The sequence below is a fragment of the Arthrobacter sp. CAU 1506 genome, assembly GCF_005047635.1.
Taxonomy (GTDB): domain Bacteria; phylum Actinomycetota; class Actinomycetes; order Actinomycetales; family Micrococcaceae; genus Crystallibacter.
Genome location: NZ_SUKC01000012.1, coordinates 12,968 through 30,871 on the forward strand (window position 1 = coordinate 12,968; position 17,904 = coordinate 30,871).

Genomic DNA, 17,904 nt, shown 5'->3' on the forward strand with positions numbered 1-17,904 from the left:
GTAGGGGAACGCAGACATGTTTTCTACTGACATGCGGACCTACCCTGGAAAGTGCCGGTTCGTCAAGGGGCAAAGGGTGCAACCGCCCAGAGGCAGGCTACCGCCAGCTGCCGCTCTCCCCGGCACGGGCCGAAATCCGCGAAGAAATACCGGCCCACTGAGACTTCAGCCTACTGGCTATGTAGGAAGTGTCAATACCGCTCTGACCTGCGGTTTTGTCCAAAGATGCACGTCAGAGCAGGTCTCCTTACTGCGGAAATGAGCAGAAATTAAACATTTCATTCAGATTTTCCTCCATGCGGCCCGGACCGCTCCCCCGGCACCACCCGCCCTAGAACGCGTCATGGATGGTTATTCCGTTCACCACGGTCCGGACACATTCCGGCAACCGCCCATTGTCCAGAGACGGAAGCATGGGGGTGCCGGCGCGGGCATCCGTGCTCCAGGCAGACACCCGCGAGTCCGGCGTCTGGATGGAAAGTTCATCCGCATCCCAGACAGCGAAGGTGGCCGGTGTCCCCGGAGCCAGCTGCCCCTCCATCGGGTTGCGCTCCCCTGCCGCCCGCCAGCCTGCCCGCGTGTGCGCCAAAAACGCAGCCCGTGCAGACATCTGCTCGCCCCGATTGTGATGCTCCAGGCATGCCTTCACGGTTGCCCATGGGCTTTGTTCGGTCACCGGGGCGTCGGATCCGATGGCCACTGGAACGCCCGCGGTCTGCATCGTGCCCACCGCATTCATCGCCAGTGCAGCCTCGGCACCAAGACGGGTGGCGTACATCCCGTCGCTCCCGCCCCAATACGCGTCGAAGAGTGGCTGCATGCTGGCCGTCACGCCATGCTGCAGCAGCCGCTCGAGTGCTCCATCAGGCAGCATCTCCACATGTTCCAGGCGCGGACGGGCGGACCGCACCGTCGCTTGTCCGACGCGTTCGGCGGCCAGATCCAGCGCATCCAGCACCCGGAGGAGCGCGGCGTCGCCGATCACGTGGAAGCCGGCCTGAATGCCTGCCTCAGCCGTCAACTCCAGGTGCCGGGCAGCTGCCTCGGTTTCCAGGTACAGCGAACCGTGTTCGCCCGGCCGGTCGGCATAGCCGGCGCTGATGGCCGCGGAATGGGACCCGATGGAGCCGTCCATGGTCAAGTCGCCGCCCAGCCCCCGCAGGCGCCCGGCAAAGCGTTCCATGGTCTCGGAGACCTGTCCGGCCGAGGTCATCAGCTCGCCCCAATACGGCAGGATCCTGGGTCCGGGTTCGGCATCGCTCAGCGCCAGCAGTCCCAGCAGGTCCTCGGCGGGTCCCAGCTGCGGGGCAGCCATTTCCGTCAGCGCGACGTACCCTCGGGAAGCCGCGTGCTGCAGGGCCTTGCGCTGGAGTTCTTCCCGCCGGCCGGCAGCGGGAGCCTGGACAGCGTGCCGAGCGCGTTCCAGCGCCGGCCCGCTGACGGTGCCGCTGGCGGTCCATCCGGGCACCTCGGCCAGCGCCAGCCGGGCTGCCAGCGCCGCCGAGACCACTGCTGAATGGACGTCCACCCGGGTCAGGAAGACCTCTGCCCCCGCCGCGGCGCGGTCCAGTTCGGCAGCGCTCGGTGCGCGGTGCTCCGGCCACCGGGTTTCATCCCAGCCGTGTCCCAGCACGGGCCCCGTGTTCTGCCGCGCAGCTGCTGCGACCGCATCGAGCAGTTCGGCCAGTGAGGCACAACCGGCCAGATTCAGCGAGGACAGGGCGAGGCCAGTCTGGGTCACGTGGGCATGGGAATCCACGAACCCGGGGGCCACCAGCCGACCGTCCAGGTCGACAATGCTCATGGTGTTGTCCGCTATGGACGTGGCGGCATGCTCGGATCCGATCCACGCCACGGTGCCGCCGTCAACCAGCATGGCCGTGGCATAGGGGTCGGCCGCGCTGTAGATGCTGCCATTGCGGTACAGCGTGACACCCGAGGCGGCGGGCAGGGCGGAGTTACTCATGGAGATCCTTTCAGGGGGTGCAGCGGCGGGCCGGGCTATTCGGCCACGGCGGCATAGGCAACGACGCCGCGGCGGACCTGGCCGATGGCCTGCCTGCCGCGCGCCGCTAGCTGTGAATCAATGGCGGGAACCTTGACCAACTGGTCCAGCAGGTCGATCACCTGCTTGGCCCACCGGACAAAGTCGCCGGCAGCCAGGTCGGTTCCCTTGAGGGCTGTTTGCAGCGAGCGGCCGCTCGCCCACTTGTAGATCGGCCAGACGAGTCCCAGTTCCGGCTCTCCGCTCAGCGGCAAGCGGTGCTGCTCCTCAAGGTCGGTCAGCTGCGACCATTCGCGCACGGCGATGCTGACCGACGCTTCCATCGCCGGCGAGGGCATCTTGGGCCGAATGCCGGCCTCTTCGCGTTTGGCCTGGTACACCAGGCAGGAGACGAAGGCCGCCAGTTCTGCGGAGCTGAGCCCTGCGAAGGCGTCCTGTTCCAGGCACAGCGCCACCAACAGGTCGCGGTCCCCGTAGATCCGCCGGAGGCGTTCTCCCGCCGGGCTGATGGCCACCCCGTCGCCGCCGGTCTCCAGATAGCCATAGCTGTCCAATACCTGGCAGACACGGTCGAAGGTCTTGGCGATGGTGTTGGTCCGGCCCTGGATCTGCGATACCAGCTGGTCGGTCTCCTTGCGGAGCTTCCACCACCGCTCGGCCCAGCGGGCGTGGTCCTCACGATCGCTGCAGCCGTGGCAGGGATGGGCCTTAAGTTTGCGGCGCAGGTCGTTGATCTGCCGCTCGGCCTGTTGCCCGCCGGGCACCACAAAGTCACGGTGCTCGGTCCCGCGCCGCGGCGGACGCTTGTCGTGCAGGGCATTGCGCAGCGACGACGCCAGGTCGCGGCGTTCCTTCGGGCTGCGCGCGTTGAAGGACTTGGGGATCCGGATGCTGGAAAGGACCTCCACCGGGCCTTGGAAATCGTCAACCGAGATGCGCCGGATGTGCTTTTCCTGGGTCAGCACCGTCGGGCGGGGCTCGCGGGCTGATTCGTCGCGGTCCAGCACCACCGCGTAGCCCAGGCTCCGTCCTGCCGAGATGTCGATGATGTCCCCGCGGCGCAGGCGGTCCAGCGACGATGCGGCCGCCGAACGCAGATGCCGGGACTGAGTACGGGAGGCGCGTTTCTCGACGTCGTTCAGTTCCCGGCGCAGCCGCGCGTACTCGGTGAAGTCGCCCAAGTGGCAGCTCATCGCCTGTTCGTAGCCGGCCAGGGATTCTTCCCGGCTGCGCACCTGCTTCGCCAGGCCCACCACCGAGCGGTCGGCCTGGAACTGCGCGAACGAGCTCTCCAGGATCTCGCGGGCGGGACCGCGGCCGAACTGGGCGATTAGGTTGATGCTCATGTTGTAGGTCGGCCGGAAGCTGGAATTCAGCGGATAGGTGCGCCGTGAAGCCAGGCCGGCCACTGCTCCCGGATCGGTGCCGGGCTGCCACAGCACCACGGCGTGGCCCTCGACGTCGATGCCCCGCCGTCCGGCGCGGCCGGTCAGCTGGGTGTACTCCCCCGCGGTGATGTCGACGTGTGCCTCGCCGTTGAACTTGTCCAGTTTCTCCAGCACCACGGACCGGGCCGGCATGTTCACGCCCAGCGCCAGTGTCTCGGTAGCGAAGACGGCGCGCACCAACCCGTCGGCGAAAAGCTTCTCCACCACTTCCTTGAACGTGGGAAGCATGCCGGCGTGGTGGGCCGAGAATCCTCGGGACAAGCCCTCGCGCCAGGTCCAGAAGCCGAGCACGTCCAGGTCTTCTTCGGCGATGTCCTGCACTGCTTCGTCCACCCGGCGGACGATGGCGTCGCGTTCCTTCTCCGTGGTCAGGATCAACCCGGACTCCAGGCACTGCTTTACGGCGGCGTCGCAGCCGTTGCGGGAAAAAATGAAAGTGATTGCCGGTAGCAGCCCTTCGCTGTCCAGCTTGGCGATCACCTGCGGCCGGCTGGCGCGCCGGATCCGGGTCAACGCCTGCCGTGGAGGTTCCGGGGCACGCCGTCCCCGCCGTCCGCCGGACCGGCCCCAGTTGGCGCTGCGGTTGAGCTTGTGCTCGGCCGAAGCCAGCTTCAGCAGCTCGGGGTTCACTTCATAGGCACGGCTGTTGCCGGCCCCGGACTCCGGCACCGATTCATCGAAGGCAATGTCGCCGGCGAAGAGATCGAACAAGTCGGAACCGACCATCACGTGCTGCCACAGCGGGACCGGCCGGTGCTCGGACACCACCACGTCAGTGTCGCCGCGGACGGTATCCAGCCAGGCGCCGAACTCTTCCGCATTGGAGACGGTGGCCGACAATGAGACCAACTGCACGTCGTCGGGCAGGTGGATGATGACTTCTTCCCACACCGCACCACGGAAGCGGTCGGCCAGATAGTGGACCTCGTCCATCACCACGTAGGCCAGGTCCAGCAACGTCTCGGAGTTGGCGTACAGCATGTTCCGCAGCACCTCGGTGGTCATCACCACGACGTCCGCATGCGGGTTGACGGAGGTGTCGCCGGTCAGCAGGCCGACCCGTTCCGCTCCGTAGGTGGCGACCAATTCGTTGTACTTCTGGTTGCTCAGCGCCTTGATCGGCGTGGTGTAGAAAGCCTTCAAGCCCCGCTGCAGCGCCATGTAGACCGCAAACTCGCCGACCACGGTCTTGCCGGCGCCGGTGGGGGCGGCAACCAGCACGCCGCGCCCGAGCTCAAGCGCTTCGCAGGCTTCGCGCTGGAACGGATCGAGTTCGAATCCGAGGGTCTGGCTGAATGAATACAACCGGGTCTTGGAGAAGGCCACCCGTTCGGCGGCTGCCAGATAGCGTTCGGATGGAGAACTCATATCAAAAGACTATCCGTTTAAACCAGTGCGCCTGAGTGCACCTCTGGGCTCGACGAGCCGTATGCCGCTAGCGGGCGCCGTCCGGCTTCCCGTCATCAGCTTTCAATTGGTCCAGCGGCATTGCCTTATCCAGCGGCGTGGCCTGGTCAAGGGGCACGGCCTGGTCGAGAGTGGCTGCGATGTCCGCCTCGCGCGCGGCGCGCCGCTTCTCACGGCGCTTGTCGTTGATCAGGCTGATACCTGTTGCCACGAAGAACAGCGCTAGTAACGGTCCGGCGAGAAGGAACATGGACATGGCGTCGGGTCCGGGGGCCGCCATGGCCGCAACCAGACAGACTACGAACACCACGATCCGCCAGCTCTTGATCACCCTGCGGCCGGACAACAGACCGGCAAAGTTCAGGCCTACCAGCACCACCGGAAGCAGGAACGCAATCCCGAGCGACAGGAACATCCGCATGACGAACGTCAGGTAGTCGGTGGCCAGGATCTGGTTCACGCCACCTTGCGGGGTGAACATGGTCAGGACCTTCACGATCTCCGGCAGGACAATCCAACCAAAGTAGATCCCGAGCAGGAACAGCGGCACGGCGGCGAACATGAAGCCCAGCGTGTAGCGGCGTTCCTTGGTCTTGAGTCCGGGCGTGATGAAGCCCCAGATCTGGTAGATCCACACCGGCGAACTGACCAGCAGGCCCAGGAAAATGGAGACCTGGATTTTCAGGTCGAAGGGCGAGCCGACGCTGCCGTAGTTGATCTCGGCGCGCCGGCCCTTTTCCGCCGAAATTTCCATCAGCGGCTGTTGGACGGCCACCATGACCGGGTCATAGAGGAACCAGCCGACAATGGCCCCCAGCAGGACGGCGATGCCGGCGATGATCAGCCGGTTGCGCAGTTCTTTGAGGTGGGCCTTGAGCGGCATCCGCCCCTCAGGGTTGGCCTTGCGGCCCTTCTTACCGGCCACGGCCCTTACTGCTGGTGCGGCGATGGGGATCCACCGTTCGCATTCGGCGCCTGGCCGCGGTTATCAGTGTTGTTGCGGGGCGGGTTGACCACACGGCCCTCGACCGGCTCCGAGTCCGTAGCGGAAGCGGAACCGGACGCATCGTCGTCCTTCATTTGCTTCACTTCGGACTTGAAGATGCGCATAGACTGACCCACGCTGCGGGCGAGGCCCGGCAGCTTCGGTGCGCCAAAGAGCAGCAGCACAATGATGACCAGAATAATGATGGTCCAAGGGTTATCGAAGAGTCGTCCCATGCGTGGTTCCTTTCGTCTACTACATCTTATGTCATCGCGGGGTCAGGAAAGCCGCAGGTCGTGCAGGGACTGCCGCTGCCCCCGGGCCTCCCGACGGGCGACCCGCCGCTGCCGCCGCTGCTCGCGGCGCTGCTCCTTGCCCAGGGCGTATTCCTCTTTGAGCACGGCAGGATCGGCGAAGAGTGCCGGTCGGGGCTGGTGCGGTTCGGCCACCGGCGGTTCCGCCTGCAGGCCATTCGACAGCCGGTCCGCCGCCGACTCGAATTCACGCAATGTTCGCATGAACTGGCGGAAGATCCGCCAACCCAGCAGGGCGATGAAGACCAACGCCAGCGCACAGAGGGCAACCCACAGAAGAATCCAGAACCAAAGCGGCATGCTGTCCACTCTAGCTTCCGCTGGGAGCCGCAGCCGAGCTGTACACGTCCAGCGCCTGCCGCAACCATTCCTGGCTGCGCTGCACTACGTCGGCCGGCTCCAACACCACCACTTCGCCGCCGTGCCGGGCCACCAGGCCGGGCAGCACAGCTGTGGTGGACAAGCGGATTTCGGCCACCAGCGATCCGTCCTGCAGCACGGCACGGCGTCGGGCGTTGTATTGATCGGCCAGTTCGGCCAGACGCTCTGAGATCCGCAACACCACCACCTGGTCCGTCTCCTGCGGCGTGAACAGGCTGTCCGGGAATTCGCTGCTGCGCGCCGCCGGCGGCTCAAACGGCTCACCGGTCTGGGTTAGGGACCGCATCCGGTCCACGCGGAACTGCCGCACGGCCTGCTGCCGGTGGCACCAGGCCTCGGTGTACCAGTGGCCGTCCACGGCGAAGACCCGCAGCGGATCGATCCGGCGGGAGGTGATTTCGTCCCGGGAAGGCACCAGGTAATCGATCTCTACGCTCCGTCGCGTGGCCGCAGCCTCCTGCAGGGCGAGCACTTCCGGTGCGCGTTCCTCCGCGGCCAGGTCCGCCGCGACGGCGGCATGCCGGCCGGCAACCCCGCCGGCCGCCGCCAGCAGTTTGCTGAGTGCGCTGCGCAGGGCCGGCTGCTCCCCTACCCCGGGGACGGTTTCCAGCGCCTGCAGCCCCACCACCAGCGAGAGCGCCTCGTCGAGGCTCAGCCGCACCGGCTTGTCGATCTCATCGGCATTGCTGATGGAAATCGTGCCGTCTTCCCAGAACGCCTCGATCAACTGGTCCGGACCGTAGCCGGGTGTCCCGCAGACGAACAGCAGGTTGAGGTCCTTGATCAACTGGGTGGTGCTGATGCCAAACTTGTGCGCGGTGTCCTCCAGCGGCACCCCGGGGTTGGCGGTGACGTAGGACACCAGGTCCAACAGCCGCGGCAGATGGTCCAGGGAGCCGGACTTCCGTGACGGCCGCGCAGGGTCGTCTTTGAGGGTGTACGACGGCGGGGCTTCGGCTGCGGCGGCCAGGGCGCCTTCCAGCCGGCGGACCACCGCGCCGCGCAATTCGTCCGGTTCCTGCACCCAGGCGTTGGCGCCGTGCGAGGCAATTTCCTCGGCCAGTACTTCCACATCGCCGTAGCCCAGTTCCACCGCGTCCCAGCCGGCCGGCGGCTGAACGGCTTCGACGGCTGAAGCGGCCGAGCGCAGGGAATTGGCCTTGTCTTCGCGCAGCAGCAGGACCGCGGTGCCGTTGTCCTGCGGCGCCTGAAGTCCTGCCAGCACAGCACGCATGGTGAAGCCCTCCGGGATGCTGTAGGTCCCGGGCAGCTTCTTAACGGTGGAGGTGATTCGGGACAACCGGAAGGTGCGCTGGGCGTCCCGGTCCAGATCCCGGCCGGCCAGGTACCAGTGGCCGTAGCGGTTGCCTAAACCCCAGGGTTCGACCCGCCGCTGCTGCGGCTGCCCGTCCCGGGGCGACCGGTAATCGAAGGAGACCGGCGTGTGCTCGAGCACGGCCTTGAGCATGGCTTCGAAGGCCGGTTCCGCGGTCCGGATACGCGGCTCCACGCCAATCAGCGGGTCGCCCTCGGCCAGGGCGCCTTGGACGTCCAGCCGGCGTACCGCGCGGGCGGCGGCGGACCCCAGCGAGGCCTGCTGCCAGAGACGCGAGGCCAGCGAGAGGACGGCGCTTTCCTGTGGGCTGAACTGCAGTTCCGGGAGCCGGTACTTGTGCCGGTCGATCCGGTAGCGCAGCCCGCTTTGGTCGTTCTCGTACAGCGTGTCGCCCGGGAACGTCTCCACCGGGACGCCCATTTCCCGCAGGTCTTCCTTGTCCCGCTCGAACAGGCGGTTGAAGGCATCGTCGCTGGTGGCCTCTCGATACGGCGGAATCAGCGCGCGCAGCTCCTCCTTGCTGTAGCCGCGCCGGCGTTCCAGCAGCGCGATCAGCAGGTTCAGGAGTCGTTCGGTTTTGGAGGCGGACATAGTTGAAACGTTACTGGCTACCGGGCATTCGGAACGAAGTTAACGACCAGGGGCGGAGTAACGATGACCTAACGTTCACCGTTGCTCCGCCCCTGTTCAGGCTGTCGGCGGACCTAGCGGACGCCGAGCAGATCGACCACGAAGATCAGCGACTCGCCCGGCGCAATGGCCGATCCTGCGCCGCGGTCGCCGTAGGCCAGGTGGGCCGGGATCTCCAGCCGGCGGCGTCCGCCGACCTTCATGCCCAGCAGGCCCTGGTCCCAGCCCTGGATGACCTGGCCGACGCCGACGCGGAAGTCCAGCGGCGCTCCGCGGTTCCAGGAAGCATCGAATTCTTCGCCGGTGGACCAGGCCACGCCCACGTAGTGCGTGGAGACGGTGTCGCCGGCCTTGGCCTCGGCGCCGTCGCCCACGATGATGTCTTCGATCACCAGGTCCTGGGGCGTTTCGGTCCCGGGAAATTCGATTTCAGGCTTGGTGCGGTCGTAGTCGCGCTTGCCAAAAGACATGCTGAACCTCTCTTGCTTGTGACGTGTATGCGGTGCTGCCGACGGCTACGTTACCGTACCGTCCGGGCTCGGCTACTACTTCACGTCGGTCAGTTCGACATAGAAGATGAGGTCTCCGACAGCATCTCCCTGGCCCTGGACATAGGCCATTTCGGTGGGGATGGACAGCATGACCTTGGCGCCTTCCTTGAGCCCGGTCAGGCCCTTGGTCCAGCCTTCAATCACGCCGTCGAGCGGGAATTCGGTAGCTTCTCCGCGGGAGTAGCTGGAGTCGAACTCGGTGCCCTCGGACCAGTTCCAGCCGGCGTAATTGGCCTTCACCGTGCTGGTCTCGGTGGCCTGTTTGCCGTCGCCTTCGTCGATCACCTTGACGATGAGGTTGTCCGGCGCGTCGTTGCCCTCGGGGATCTTGACCGAGGGGACACCCTTCTTGTCGAGTGTGATCTCAGGCAGCTTGCCGGCCTTGTCCAGTTCGGCGACTTCGGCCGCGTCGGCCTTAACCGCCTTGTCCCGGACGTCCTGCACGGTCAGGAAGAGCAGTTGCGGGTTCTGCGCGGGGGCAGACGAGCTGGAAGATTCCGGCGGCTGCACATAGTAGGCGATCTCGCTGCCGGGATTTGCGCCGAGCAGCGCGTTGTACAGCGCGGGGTCGGCGGACTTGAAGCCTTCGCTCAGTTCCACTGTCTGGTCGACCGGTCCGGAGTAGGTCTCGCCCAACTGTTCGCCGGTGACGGCGTCCTTGGCCAGCAGCCGGTACCGGATCCACTGGCCGTCGGCAGCGCCGTCGCCCTTGCCTTCGGTGATGACCTCGGCGTTCGATTCGGGCAGTTCCAGCGGGGCGGAGAAGTCAACCGCCGGTGCGGCGCCCTCGGCGCCCGCCTTCACAGTGATGTCGTCCAGGCTGTCCGAGCCGGAATCAGCGCCGCCGCTGCACGCCGTCAGGAGCAAGGCTGCAGGTAGCAGGATGGAGAGTATTTTGCGCACAATCGACTTTCTTATCGTGGAACATGTGGGCTTGAAGGACATTCTCGCAGAGAAATCTGGAGATCTGCTTGGAAGCAGCGTCAGCAGGTCACAGGGTGGCGAGAAGGGCTTCCACCCGCGGATCCTCACTCTTGAAAGGATCCTTGCACAGAATCGTCTGTTGCGAGCGGTCGTTGAGCTTCAGATGAACCCAGTCGACCGTGAAGTCGCGGCCGTTCTCCCGGGCCGCCCGGACAAAGTCGCCACGCAGCTTCGCCCGGGTGGTCTGCGGCGGGTAGTCCATGGCATTCTTGACCTCCTGTTCCTCCACCACACGGGCCACCTCGCCGCGGGCCTGCAGCAGATGGTACAGGCCGCGCTTGGCCGAAATGTCGTGGTAGGTCAGGTCCACTTGGGCAATCCGCGGGGCATCCAGGTCGATCGACTCGCGGTCCATGATCCGGTTGATCAGCCGTTTCTTGATCGCCCAGTCGATCTCCCGCTCGATCCCGCTGTGGTCGCCGGACTCCACCGCCGCCAGCGTGCGCTCCCACAAGTCCAGGATGCGTGCCACGTGCGGATTGTGCGCTCCATTGGCTTCGACGAATTCCCGCGCTTTGGACAAGTATTCCTGCTGCATGGCCAGCGCGGACATCTCCCGACCACTGGCCAGTTTCAGGGGTTTCCGTCCGGTCAGGTCGTGGGAAATGTCGCGGATGCTCCGGATCGGGTTTTCCAGCCGGAGATCGCGCATGATCAGTCCGGCTTCCACCATCCTCAGCAGCAGGTCCACCGACCCGACCTTCAGCATGGTGGTGGCTTCGGACATGTTGGAGTCGCCGTTGATGACGTGCAGCCGCCGGTAGTACTCGGCATCTGCATGCGGTTCGTCACGGGTGTTGATGATCGGCCGTGAACGCGTGGTGGCCGATGAGACGCCCTCCCAGATGTGGTCGGCCCGTTGCGAGAAGGCGTAGATAGAACCGTTTTGGGTCTTGAGTACCTTGCCGGCGCCCACCAGGATCTGCCGGGTCACCAAGAAGGGGATCAGGATGTCGGCCAGCCGGGAGAACTCGAGTTTGCGCGGGATCAGGTAGTTCTCGTGGCTTCCGTAGGAGTTCCCGGCAGAATCGGTGTTGTTCTTAAACAGGTAGACCCGGCCGCCGAAGCCCTCGCGGGCCAAGCGTTCCTGGGCCTCGTTCATGAGGTCTTCGAGGATCAATTCGCCGGCCCGGTCGTGGGCTACCAGTTGGGCGACGTCGTCGCATTCCGCGGTGGCGTACTCGGGATGGGATCCGACGTCCAGGTACAGCCGGGAGCCATTGGTCAGGAACACGTTGGAGGACCTTCCCCACGTGACCACCCGGCGGAAGAGGTAGCGGGCCACCTCTTCGGGTGAGAGCGGGCGCGAGTCCGGCGCCGAATAGGAGATGCCGAACTCGGTCTCGATTCCGAAGATCCGTCTGTCCATGGCTAGCCGTCCATTCCCTCGCCCAAAATCTCGGTTAGTTCAGCGGTCGCCAACCGACGGAATGCACGCTGGCTCCCCCGGCTGGACAGCGGGTCGCGGTCCAGCACAGCAACTTCGAGTCCTTCGGGACGCAGTTCCCGGGCCTGCCCGGCGTCCTGCTGCCCGGTCTTGCCGGACAAGGCGGCCACCGCGGCCCGAACCGCCCCGGCATAGTCGCGGCCGTCGGCCCAGTCGGTCCGCAGGGCTTCGCCCACTGCTTCGGCGTCACCGCCCATGACCACGAACCGGCGTTCATCCGCGATGGATCCGTCGAACGTGAGCCGGAACAGCCGGTCCTCGGCCGGCGTCGTCCCGACTTCGGCTACAGCGAGCTCCACTTCGAACGGTTTGGTGTCGGCAGTGAAGACCGCGCCCAGGCTTTGTGCGTAGACGCTGGCCAGGCCCCGCCCGGTCACGTCCTCGCGGTCGTAGGAATAGCCGCGGACGTCGGCGTAGCGCACGCCGGCTTGGCGCAGGCTTTCGAACTCGTTGTACTTGCCGACCGCGGCGAAGGCGATGCGGTCGTAAATCTCGCCGATCTTATGCAACGACGGCGAAGGGTTCTCGGCGACCAGCGCGATCCCGTCCGAGCAGCTGAGCACCACCACCGAACGGCCGCGGGCAATGCCTTTCCGGGCGAAGTCCGCCCGGTCCTTCATTAATTGCTCGGGCGATACGTAGAACTGCTGTGTCATGCCTACGCCTCCCGTCCAGCCACGGCCCGGCCGGCGATCACGGCTTCGGACGTGGCGGCCAGTTCGCGCTCCGGGATGCGGCGGGCGCCGGCCGCGTTGACGGTGTAGACCACCGGCCATACTTGCCGGACGGTATCCGGACCTCCGGTGGCCGAGTCGTCGTCGGCGGCGTCGTAGAGGGCTTCGATGGCGACCCGGACAGCGGTCGCCTCGTCCAGATTCGGCTGCCAGAGCTTCTTCAACGAGCCGCGGGCAAAGACCGAGCCGGACCCGACGCTGTGGTGCTCCTGCTCCTCGTAGCGGCCGCCGGTCACATCGTAGGAAAACAGGCGGCCCACCCGGCGTTCCTGGTCGAAGCCGGCAAACAACGGAATGACGGCCAGGCCCTGCATTGCCATCGGCAGGTTGGACCGGATCATCGCGCCCAGCCGGTTCGCTTTGCCTTCGAGGCTCAGCAGCGTGCCTTCGATCTTCTCGTAGTGCTCCAGTTCCACCTGGAAGAGCCGGGTGATGTCGAGGGCGATGCCGGCGGTGCCTGCGATGCCGAGCACCGAATAGGAATCGGCCGGAAAGACCTTCTCGATATGCCGGCTGGCGATCATATTCCCCATCGTTGCCCGGCGGTCGCCGGCCATGAGCACGCCGCCGGCAAAGGTCATCGAGACGATCGTGGTGGCATGCGGCACCAGCGGGGCGGCTCCGGCCGGCAGTTGCTGGGCTCCGCGGGCAGCCGGCAGCAGGTCCGGCGCCGTACGGGCCAGATACTCGCTGAAGGAGGCGGTGGCTGAATGCGAAATCTGGGCGAAGACGGAGCCCGGACCGCCGGCCGGCATGTTAATCAATTACTGCCCGCCCTTCTGCACGAAACCACGCACGAACTCTTCCGCGTTCTGTTCCAACACACCGTCGATCTCGTCCAGCAGATCATCGGTGCCTTCGGTCTCGGCCTGCGCGGCAGGTGCGGCGGCAGGCTCGGGTGTGGGCTCGTCGTCGTACTCTTCGTCTTCGCGGCGGGAGTCCGCGTTCTTGCGGTCCTGGGTTGCCATGATGGCCTCCTTATGGTGTGACGGTCGACTCGGTCCTCATGCTTATGTTGCCACGTGCGGCTCGCTGCTGGGTCCCAGCAAGGCGGTAATAAAATCCTCCGCGGATGCAGCCTCCTCGAAAAGCTTCCCGGTCAGCTCGCGGTTGCCGCGCAGCGGTTCGCGGGTCGGGATGCGCTGCAGCCGCCGCCGGTCGGGAAGGTCGAAAATCACCGAATCCCAGCTGGCGCCGACCACTTCCTGCGGGAAATGCTGGATGCATTTTCCGCGGAAATAGGCCCGGGTGTCGTCCGGCGGTTGGCTTACGGCGGTGTTGATCTGTTCATCCGAGAGCAGCCGCTGCATCCGGCCGCGTGCAGCCAGCCGGTGGTACAGGCCCTTTTCCGGCCGGACATCCGCGTACTGCAAGTCGATCAGGCCCAGCCGCGGATCGCCCCATTCCAGGCCGTCCCGGTCACGGTAGGCCTGCAGCAGCTTGAGTTTGGCCACCCAGTCCACCTGGTCCGCGGCTTCCATCGGGTCGCGCCGCAGGGTCTCCAGCACCGAGGCCCAGCGCTCGAGCACTTCCGCGGTCTGGCCGCTATGGGTCCCGTGCCTCCGGCAGTGCTCCACGGCTGCCTGCAGATAGATGTCCTGCAGGTCCAGGCCGGTGACCATGCTGCCGTCGCTGAGCGCGACCTTTTGCTGCAGTGAAGGGTCATGGCTGACCGCCTGCAGCGCCTGCACCGGGTCGGCCAGTTGCACGTCCGGGGCTTCCCCATGTTCGATCATGGACAGCACCACGGACGTGGTGCCCATCTTCAGGAAGATCGACACCTCGCTCAGGTTCGCGTCGCCGATGATCACGTGCAGCCTTCGGTACTTGTCCGCCACCGAGTGCGGTTCATCGCGGGTGTTGATGATCGGCCGGCGGATGGTGGTCTCCAGCCCCACCTCCGCTTCGAAGAAGTCAGCGCGCTGGCTGATCTGGTACCCGGGCGTCCGGCCGTTGGTGCCCAGTCCCACCCGGCCGGCCCCACACACCACCTGCCGGGACACGAAGAATGGAACCAACCCGGTCACAATCTGGTTGAACGGCAGGCTGCGCGGCATCAGGTAGTTCTCATGCGCACCGTAAGAGACCGACTTATTGTCCGTGTTGTTCTTGTACAGATTCACCGGCGAGAACCCCGGCGTCGCGGCTATCCTGCGCAGCGCGGACAGCACGACGGCGTCGCCCGCCTTGTCCCAGCGCACCGCGTCCAGCGGGTTGGTCACTTCCGGCGAGGAGTACTCCGGGTGCGCATGGTCCACGTAGAGCCGGGCACCGTTGCTGAGCACCATGTTCATTAGCACGCCGGAGGCTTCGTCCGTGTAGAACTCGTTGGCGGCCGCGCGGCCGCCGGCCAGCGCAATCTGCTCGGCATCCAGCACCGGCGGCACATCGGTCAGCTGCGAAGGGTCGGCCGCCTCGCGCGAGAGGTCGAAGCCGCGCGCATCGTGCAGCGGCTCCTCGTCGGTATAGTCCCAGCGGGTGCCGGCCAGATTGCCCAGCCCCTTGCGCATGGTTGCCGCATAGGCGTTGATCACCTGCGAGGAGAGCACCGTGGAGTTGGCCAGCGGTTCACTCGGAGCATGGATGCCATACTCCGTCTCCGAACCCATCACCCGGTAAACGCTCACAGGTACTGCCCCGTGTTCGGCATCGTTTCGATCGACTTGCCGGCCTCCTGCCCGGCCTTGCCCTGCACGATGGTCCTGATGTAGGTGATCCGTTCGCCCTTCTTACCGGAAATCCTGGCCCAGTCGTCGGGGTTCGTGGTGTTCGGCAGGTCTTCATGCTCGCGGAATTCGTCCACCACCGCGCGCAGCAGATGTTCGATCCGCAGGCCCTTCTGCCGGCTGGTCAGCAGGTCCTTGATGGCATTCTTCTTGGCCCGGTCCACCACGTTCTGGATCACCGCGCCGGAGTTAAAGTCCTTAAAGTAGAGCATCTCGGTATCGCCGCTGGCGTAGGTGACTTCCAGGTACTCGTTCGACTTGTCGGTGGAGTACATTTCCTCCACCGTGCGCTGGATCATCGCCTCGATCGTGGCCTTGCGGTCCTGGCCGTGTTCGGCCAGGTCCTCCGCATGGATCGGAAGATTGGTGGTGAGGTACTTGGTGAAAATGTCCGCGGCCGCCTCGGCATCCGGGCGGTGGATCTTGATCTTCACGTCCAGCCGTCCCGGGCGCAGGATGGCCGGGTCGATCATGTCCTCGCGGTTCGACGCGCCGATGACGATCACGTTCTCCAGCTTCTCCACGCCGTCGATCTCGGAGAGCAACTGCGGCACAATCGTCGTTTCGACGTCGGACGAGACGCCCGTGCCACGGGTGCGGAACAGCGAATCCATCTCATCGAAGAACACCACCACCGGGCTGCCATCGGAGGCCTTCTCGCGGGCGCGGGCGAAGATCAGCCGGATGTGGCGCTCGGTCTCACCGACGTATTTGTCCAGCAGCTCCGGTCCCTTGATGTTCAGGAAGTAGCTGCGGGTGTCCGTGCCGCTGCGCTCGATTGCCTTGGCGGCCAGCGAGTTGGCAACCGCCTTGGCGATCAGCGTCTTGCCGCAGCCCGGAGGACCGTAGAGCAGGATGCCCTTGGGTGCCTTCAACCCGTGCTCGCGGTACAGGTCGGGGTGCAGGAAGGGCAGTTCGACGGCGTCGCGGATCTGGTCAATTTGCGGCCCCAGTCCGCCAATGTCCTCGTAGGAGATGTCCGGGACCTCTTCGAGGATCAGGTTCTCCACTTCGCTGCGCGGGATCTTCTCCAGCGCGTAGCCGCTTCGGGCGTCGATCGAGACGGCGTCGCCAACCCGAAGGCGCTCGGACAGCAGTGCTCCGGAGAGCTTGACCACACGTTCTTCGTCGGCCCGACCCACCACCAGGATGCGGTGCCCGTCCAGCATCTCTTTGATGGTCACCAGTTCGCCCGAACGCTCGAAGCCGAGCGCCGCGATCACCGTCAGCGATTCATTCAGCAGGACTTCCTGCCCGGGCCCCAGCTGGTCCATGTCGACCAGGGGGCTGACTGCCACCCGGAGCTTGCGTCCGGACTGGACAATGTCCACGCTCTCCTGCACCATGGCGGCGTTGCTGACGCCCGGACGCGGCCTCTGCGCCTTATGCACGTCGGTGATGGTGGCGAAACTGAAGGGTGTCTCGCCGTCGCGCTCGAGGGCGGACTTGAGCCGCACAATCTCCGTCTTGGCGGCCTCAAGGGTGGCGACCAGCCGGGAATTGTTCTGCGTGGCTGCAGCAAGGGACTTATCCAAGTGGCGCAGTTTGTCGCGCAGGACGTTGATTTGTCGCTGGGCGACGGTCAGCGCGTCACGCTGTTCGTCCAGTTCGTCAGCCGGTGCCGGTTCATTGTTCTGGTTCTGGTTGTCCTTCATCACCGCGACCCGCTTCCTTGCATCGGTTCCTTCACTAGACCCTAACGGGCGCCTGAGCCGCCTGCACGTGTCTACGAAAAGAAACGCCGAATCGAAACATGGAATTCCAACGTCCGGCCGGGAGGATCTGTTGCCTGTGGTCGGCTTATTACGCGAGATAACGAAAACGCCGCCGCGTTGGTGCCCGGCTAGTCGGTCTCTGGGTTGACGTCCTTGAACGCCCCGCGCTGCACAGTGGAGGCGGCGTCCTTGGCCACCCGGCGCAGCCGCTTGTCTGAAACCGTCCGCTCGCCCAGTGCCTCGGCGTTCCAGTCCTGCTCGTTGCCGGTCCAGACCTGCACGTCCTCGGCGGCAAATTCGGTCTTGGACGGGCGGCGCTTGGGGGTCAGCCCGGTCACGCCGCTGGCCAGTCGCCGGGCGGTGAGCAGGAAGCCGGTGTGCGCCACCATCCGGTGGTCCGGACGCACGGCCAGGCCCTCCAGATGCCAGCTGCGGACCATCGATTCCCAGCCTTCCGGCTCGGTGAACCGGCCGTCTTCCCGGATGGCTTCGGCGGTACGCGACAACTGAGTCACGGTGGCAACATAGTTGATCCACACTCCCCCGGGCGCCAACACCGTGGCCACGGCGTCCAGGCATTCCCACGGCGCCAGCATGTCCAGCACCACGCGGTCCACGCTGCCGGGTTCCTCAGCCTTGACCACTTCGTCCTGGAAATCGCCCAGCGAGATCTGCCAGGCAGGGTGCGGTCCGCCGAAGAAGGTCTCCACATTGCCGCGGGCAACGTCGGCGAATTCTTCGCGGCGCTCGAACGAGTGCAGCCGTCCGCCGTCGCCCACGGCGCGCAGCAAGGAGATGCTCAGCGCTCCGGAGCCGACGCCGGCTTCCACCACCCGGGCACCGGGGAAGATGTCCGCCATGGTGACAATCTGCGCAGCGTCCTTGGGGTAGACGACGGCGGCGCCCCGCGGCATGGACAGCACGAAGTCCGACAGCAGCGGACGCAGCGCCTGGTACCGGTGGCCCACGGTGTTGGTCACCACCGTGCCTTCTTCCCGGCCGATGACTTCGTCGTGCGGCAGGAAGCCCTTATGCGTATGGAAGGCACCCCCGGGCGTCAGGGTGATGGTGTTCATCCGGCCCTTTTCATCGGTGAGCTGGACCCGTTCGCCGGGCCGGAGCGGTCCGCGTCGCTGGTCGGCGCCGTGCGGGCTGGTGGAGGAGCTCATGCGTGGATCACTTCCGGTTGTTGTTGCGTGGCCGCGGCGGTACCAACCGCTGCGGTGTTGTCGATTGTATTC

Annotated in this window: 15 protein-coding genes; all 15 read right to left on the reverse strand. The window is 65.6% G+C overall.

The genetic code is table 11. The features are described 5' to 3' along the window. Positions 1 to 331: 331 nt before the first annotated feature. Entirely contained in the window at positions 332 to 1,966 is a 1,635-nt protein-coding gene (locus tag E4J89_RS13790) for an amidohydrolase family protein (protein WP_136786732.1), read from the reverse strand. A gap of 35 nt (positions 1,967 to 2,001) precedes the next feature. After that, complete coding sequence (locus E4J89_RS13795) at positions 2,002 to 4,821, reverse strand: DEAD/DEAH box helicase (RefSeq protein WP_136786733.1); 2,820 nt, start codon at positions 4,819 to 4,821, stop codon at positions 2,002 to 2,004. Between the two features lie 67 nt (positions 4,822 to 4,888). Then, a complete protein-coding gene (tatC, locus tag E4J89_RS13800; protein WP_240691899.1) occupies positions 4,889 to 5,785 on the reverse strand; it encodes a twin-arginine translocase subunit TatC in 897 nt (298 codons plus the stop codon). Positions 5,786 to 5,790: 5 nt separating this feature from the next. After that, a complete protein-coding gene (gene tatA, locus E4J89_RS13805; protein ID WP_136786734.1) occupies positions 5,791 to 6,081 on the reverse strand; it encodes a Sec-independent protein translocase subunit TatA in 291 nt (96 codons plus the stop codon). Positions 6,082 to 6,123: 42 nt separating this feature from the next. Next, positions 6,124 to 6,459, reverse strand: coding sequence for a HAMP domain-containing protein (locus E4J89_RS13810; RefSeq protein ID WP_136786735.1), 336 nt, complete (start codon positions 6,457 to 6,459; stop codon positions 6,124 to 6,126). Positions 6,460 to 6,469: 10 nt separating this feature from the next. After that, the gene (locus E4J89_RS13815; protein WP_136786736.1) at positions 6,470 to 8,467 is read right to left on the reverse strand and encodes a WYL domain-containing protein; all 1,998 of its coding nucleotides are present in this window, start codon (positions 8,465 to 8,467) and stop codon (positions 6,470 to 6,472) included. Between the two features lie 113 nt (positions 8,468 to 8,580). Then, positions 8,581 to 8,976, reverse strand: a complete 396-nt coding sequence (locus tag E4J89_RS13820; protein ID WP_136786737.1) for an FKBP-type peptidyl-prolyl cis-trans isomerase — start codon at positions 8,974 to 8,976, stop codon at positions 8,581 to 8,583. Between the two features lie 75 nt (positions 8,977 to 9,051). Then, on the reverse strand, positions 9,052 to 9,960 hold the full coding sequence (locus tag E4J89_RS13825; protein ID WP_169304009.1) for an FKBP-type peptidyl-prolyl cis-trans isomerase: 909 nt from the start codon (positions 9,958 to 9,960) through the stop codon (positions 9,052 to 9,054). Positions 9,961 to 10,048: 88 nt separating this feature from the next. Further along, a complete protein-coding gene (pafA, locus tag E4J89_RS13830; protein ID WP_136786739.1) occupies positions 10,049 to 11,410 on the reverse strand; it encodes a Pup--protein ligase in 1,362 nt (453 codons plus the stop codon). Positions 11,411 to 11,412: 2 nt separating this feature from the next. Then, on the reverse strand, positions 11,413 to 12,144 hold the full coding sequence (prcA, locus tag E4J89_RS13835) for a proteasome subunit alpha (RefSeq protein WP_136786740.1): 732 nt from the start codon (positions 12,142 to 12,144) through the stop codon (positions 11,413 to 11,415). A 2-nt stretch (positions 12,145 to 12,146) separates the two neighbouring features. Further along, positions 12,147 to 12,977 carry a proteasome subunit beta gene (gene prcB, locus E4J89_RS13840; protein ID WP_136786817.1) on the reverse strand — a complete coding sequence of 277 codons (831 nt, stop codon included), beginning with the start codon at positions 12,975 to 12,977 and terminating at the stop codon, positions 12,147 to 12,149. Between the two features lie 9 nt (positions 12,978 to 12,986). Then, the gene (locus tag E4J89_RS13845; protein ID WP_127512569.1) at positions 12,987 to 13,190 is read right to left on the reverse strand and encodes a ubiquitin-like protein Pup; all 204 of its coding nucleotides are present in this window, start codon (positions 13,188 to 13,190) and stop codon (positions 12,987 to 12,989) included. 42 nt (positions 13,191 to 13,232) lie between these two features. Next, positions 13,233 to 14,831, reverse strand: a complete 1,599-nt coding sequence (dop, locus tag E4J89_RS13850; RefSeq protein ID WP_136786819.1) for a depupylase/deamidase Dop — start codon at positions 14,829 to 14,831, stop codon at positions 13,233 to 13,235. A 14-nt stretch (positions 14,832 to 14,845) separates the two neighbouring features. Then, positions 14,846 to 16,603 (reverse strand): proteasome ATPase, encoded by a 1,758-nt coding sequence (gene arc, locus E4J89_RS13855; RefSeq protein WP_136786818.1) that lies wholly within the window; start codon positions 16,601 to 16,603, stop codon positions 14,846 to 14,848. Positions 16,604 to 16,791: 188 nt separating this feature from the next. After that, positions 16,792 to 17,832 carry a tRNA (adenine-N1)-methyltransferase gene (locus tag E4J89_RS13860; protein ID WP_136786741.1) on the reverse strand — a complete coding sequence of 347 codons (1,041 nt, stop codon included), beginning with the start codon at positions 17,830 to 17,832 and terminating at the stop codon, positions 16,792 to 16,794. Positions 17,833 to 17,904 lie beyond the last annotated feature (72 nt).

Excerpts from the sequence above, each read along its gene's own strand:
- E4J89_RS13790 (WP_136786732.1), bottom strand. The coding sequence starts at position 1,966 with ATGAGTAACTCCGCCCTGCCCGCCGCCTCGGGTGTCACGCTGTACCGC.
- E4J89_RS13795 (WP_136786733.1), bottom strand. The coding sequence starts at position 4,821 with ATGAGTTCTCCATCCGAACGCTATCTGGCAGCCGCCGAACGGGTGGCC.
- tatA (WP_136786734.1), bottom strand. The coding sequence starts at position 6,081 with ATGGGACGACTCTTCGATAACCCTTGGACCATCATTATTCTGGTCATC.
- E4J89_RS13810 (WP_136786735.1), bottom strand. The coding sequence starts at position 6,459 with ATGCCGCTTTGGTTCTGGATTCTTCTGTGGGTTGCCCTCTGTGCGCTG.
- E4J89_RS13815 (WP_136786736.1), bottom strand. The coding sequence starts at position 8,467 with ATGTCCGCCTCCAAAACCGAACGACTCCTGAACCTGCTGATCGCGCTG.
- E4J89_RS13820 (WP_136786737.1), bottom strand. The coding sequence starts at position 8,976 with ATGTCTTTTGGCAAGCGCGACTACGACCGCACCAAGCCTGAAATCGAA.
- pafA (WP_136786739.1), bottom strand. The coding sequence starts at position 11,410 with ATGGACAGACGGATCTTCGGAATCGAGACCGAGTTCGGCATCTCCTAT.
- prcA (WP_136786740.1), bottom strand. The coding sequence starts at position 12,144 with ATGACACAGCAGTTCTACGTATCGCCCGAGCAATTAATGAAGGACCGG.
- prcB (WP_136786817.1), bottom strand. The coding sequence starts at position 12,977 with ATGCCGGCCGGCGGTCCGGGCTCCGTCTTCGCCCAGATTTCGCATTCA.
- E4J89_RS13845 (WP_127512569.1), bottom strand. The coding sequence starts at position 13,190 with ATGGCAACCCAGGACCGCAAGAACGCGGACTCCCGCCGCGAAGACGAA.
- dop (WP_136786819.1), bottom strand. The coding sequence starts at position 14,831 with ATGGGTTCGGAGACGGAGTATGGCATCCATGCTCCGAGTGAACCGCTG.
- arc (WP_136786818.1), bottom strand. The coding sequence starts at position 16,603 with ATGAAGGACAACCAGAACCAGAACAATGAACCGGCACCGGCTGACGAA.
- E4J89_RS13860 (WP_136786741.1), bottom strand. The coding sequence starts at position 17,832 with ATGAGCTCCTCCACCAGCCCGCACGGCGCCGACCAGCGACGCGGACCG.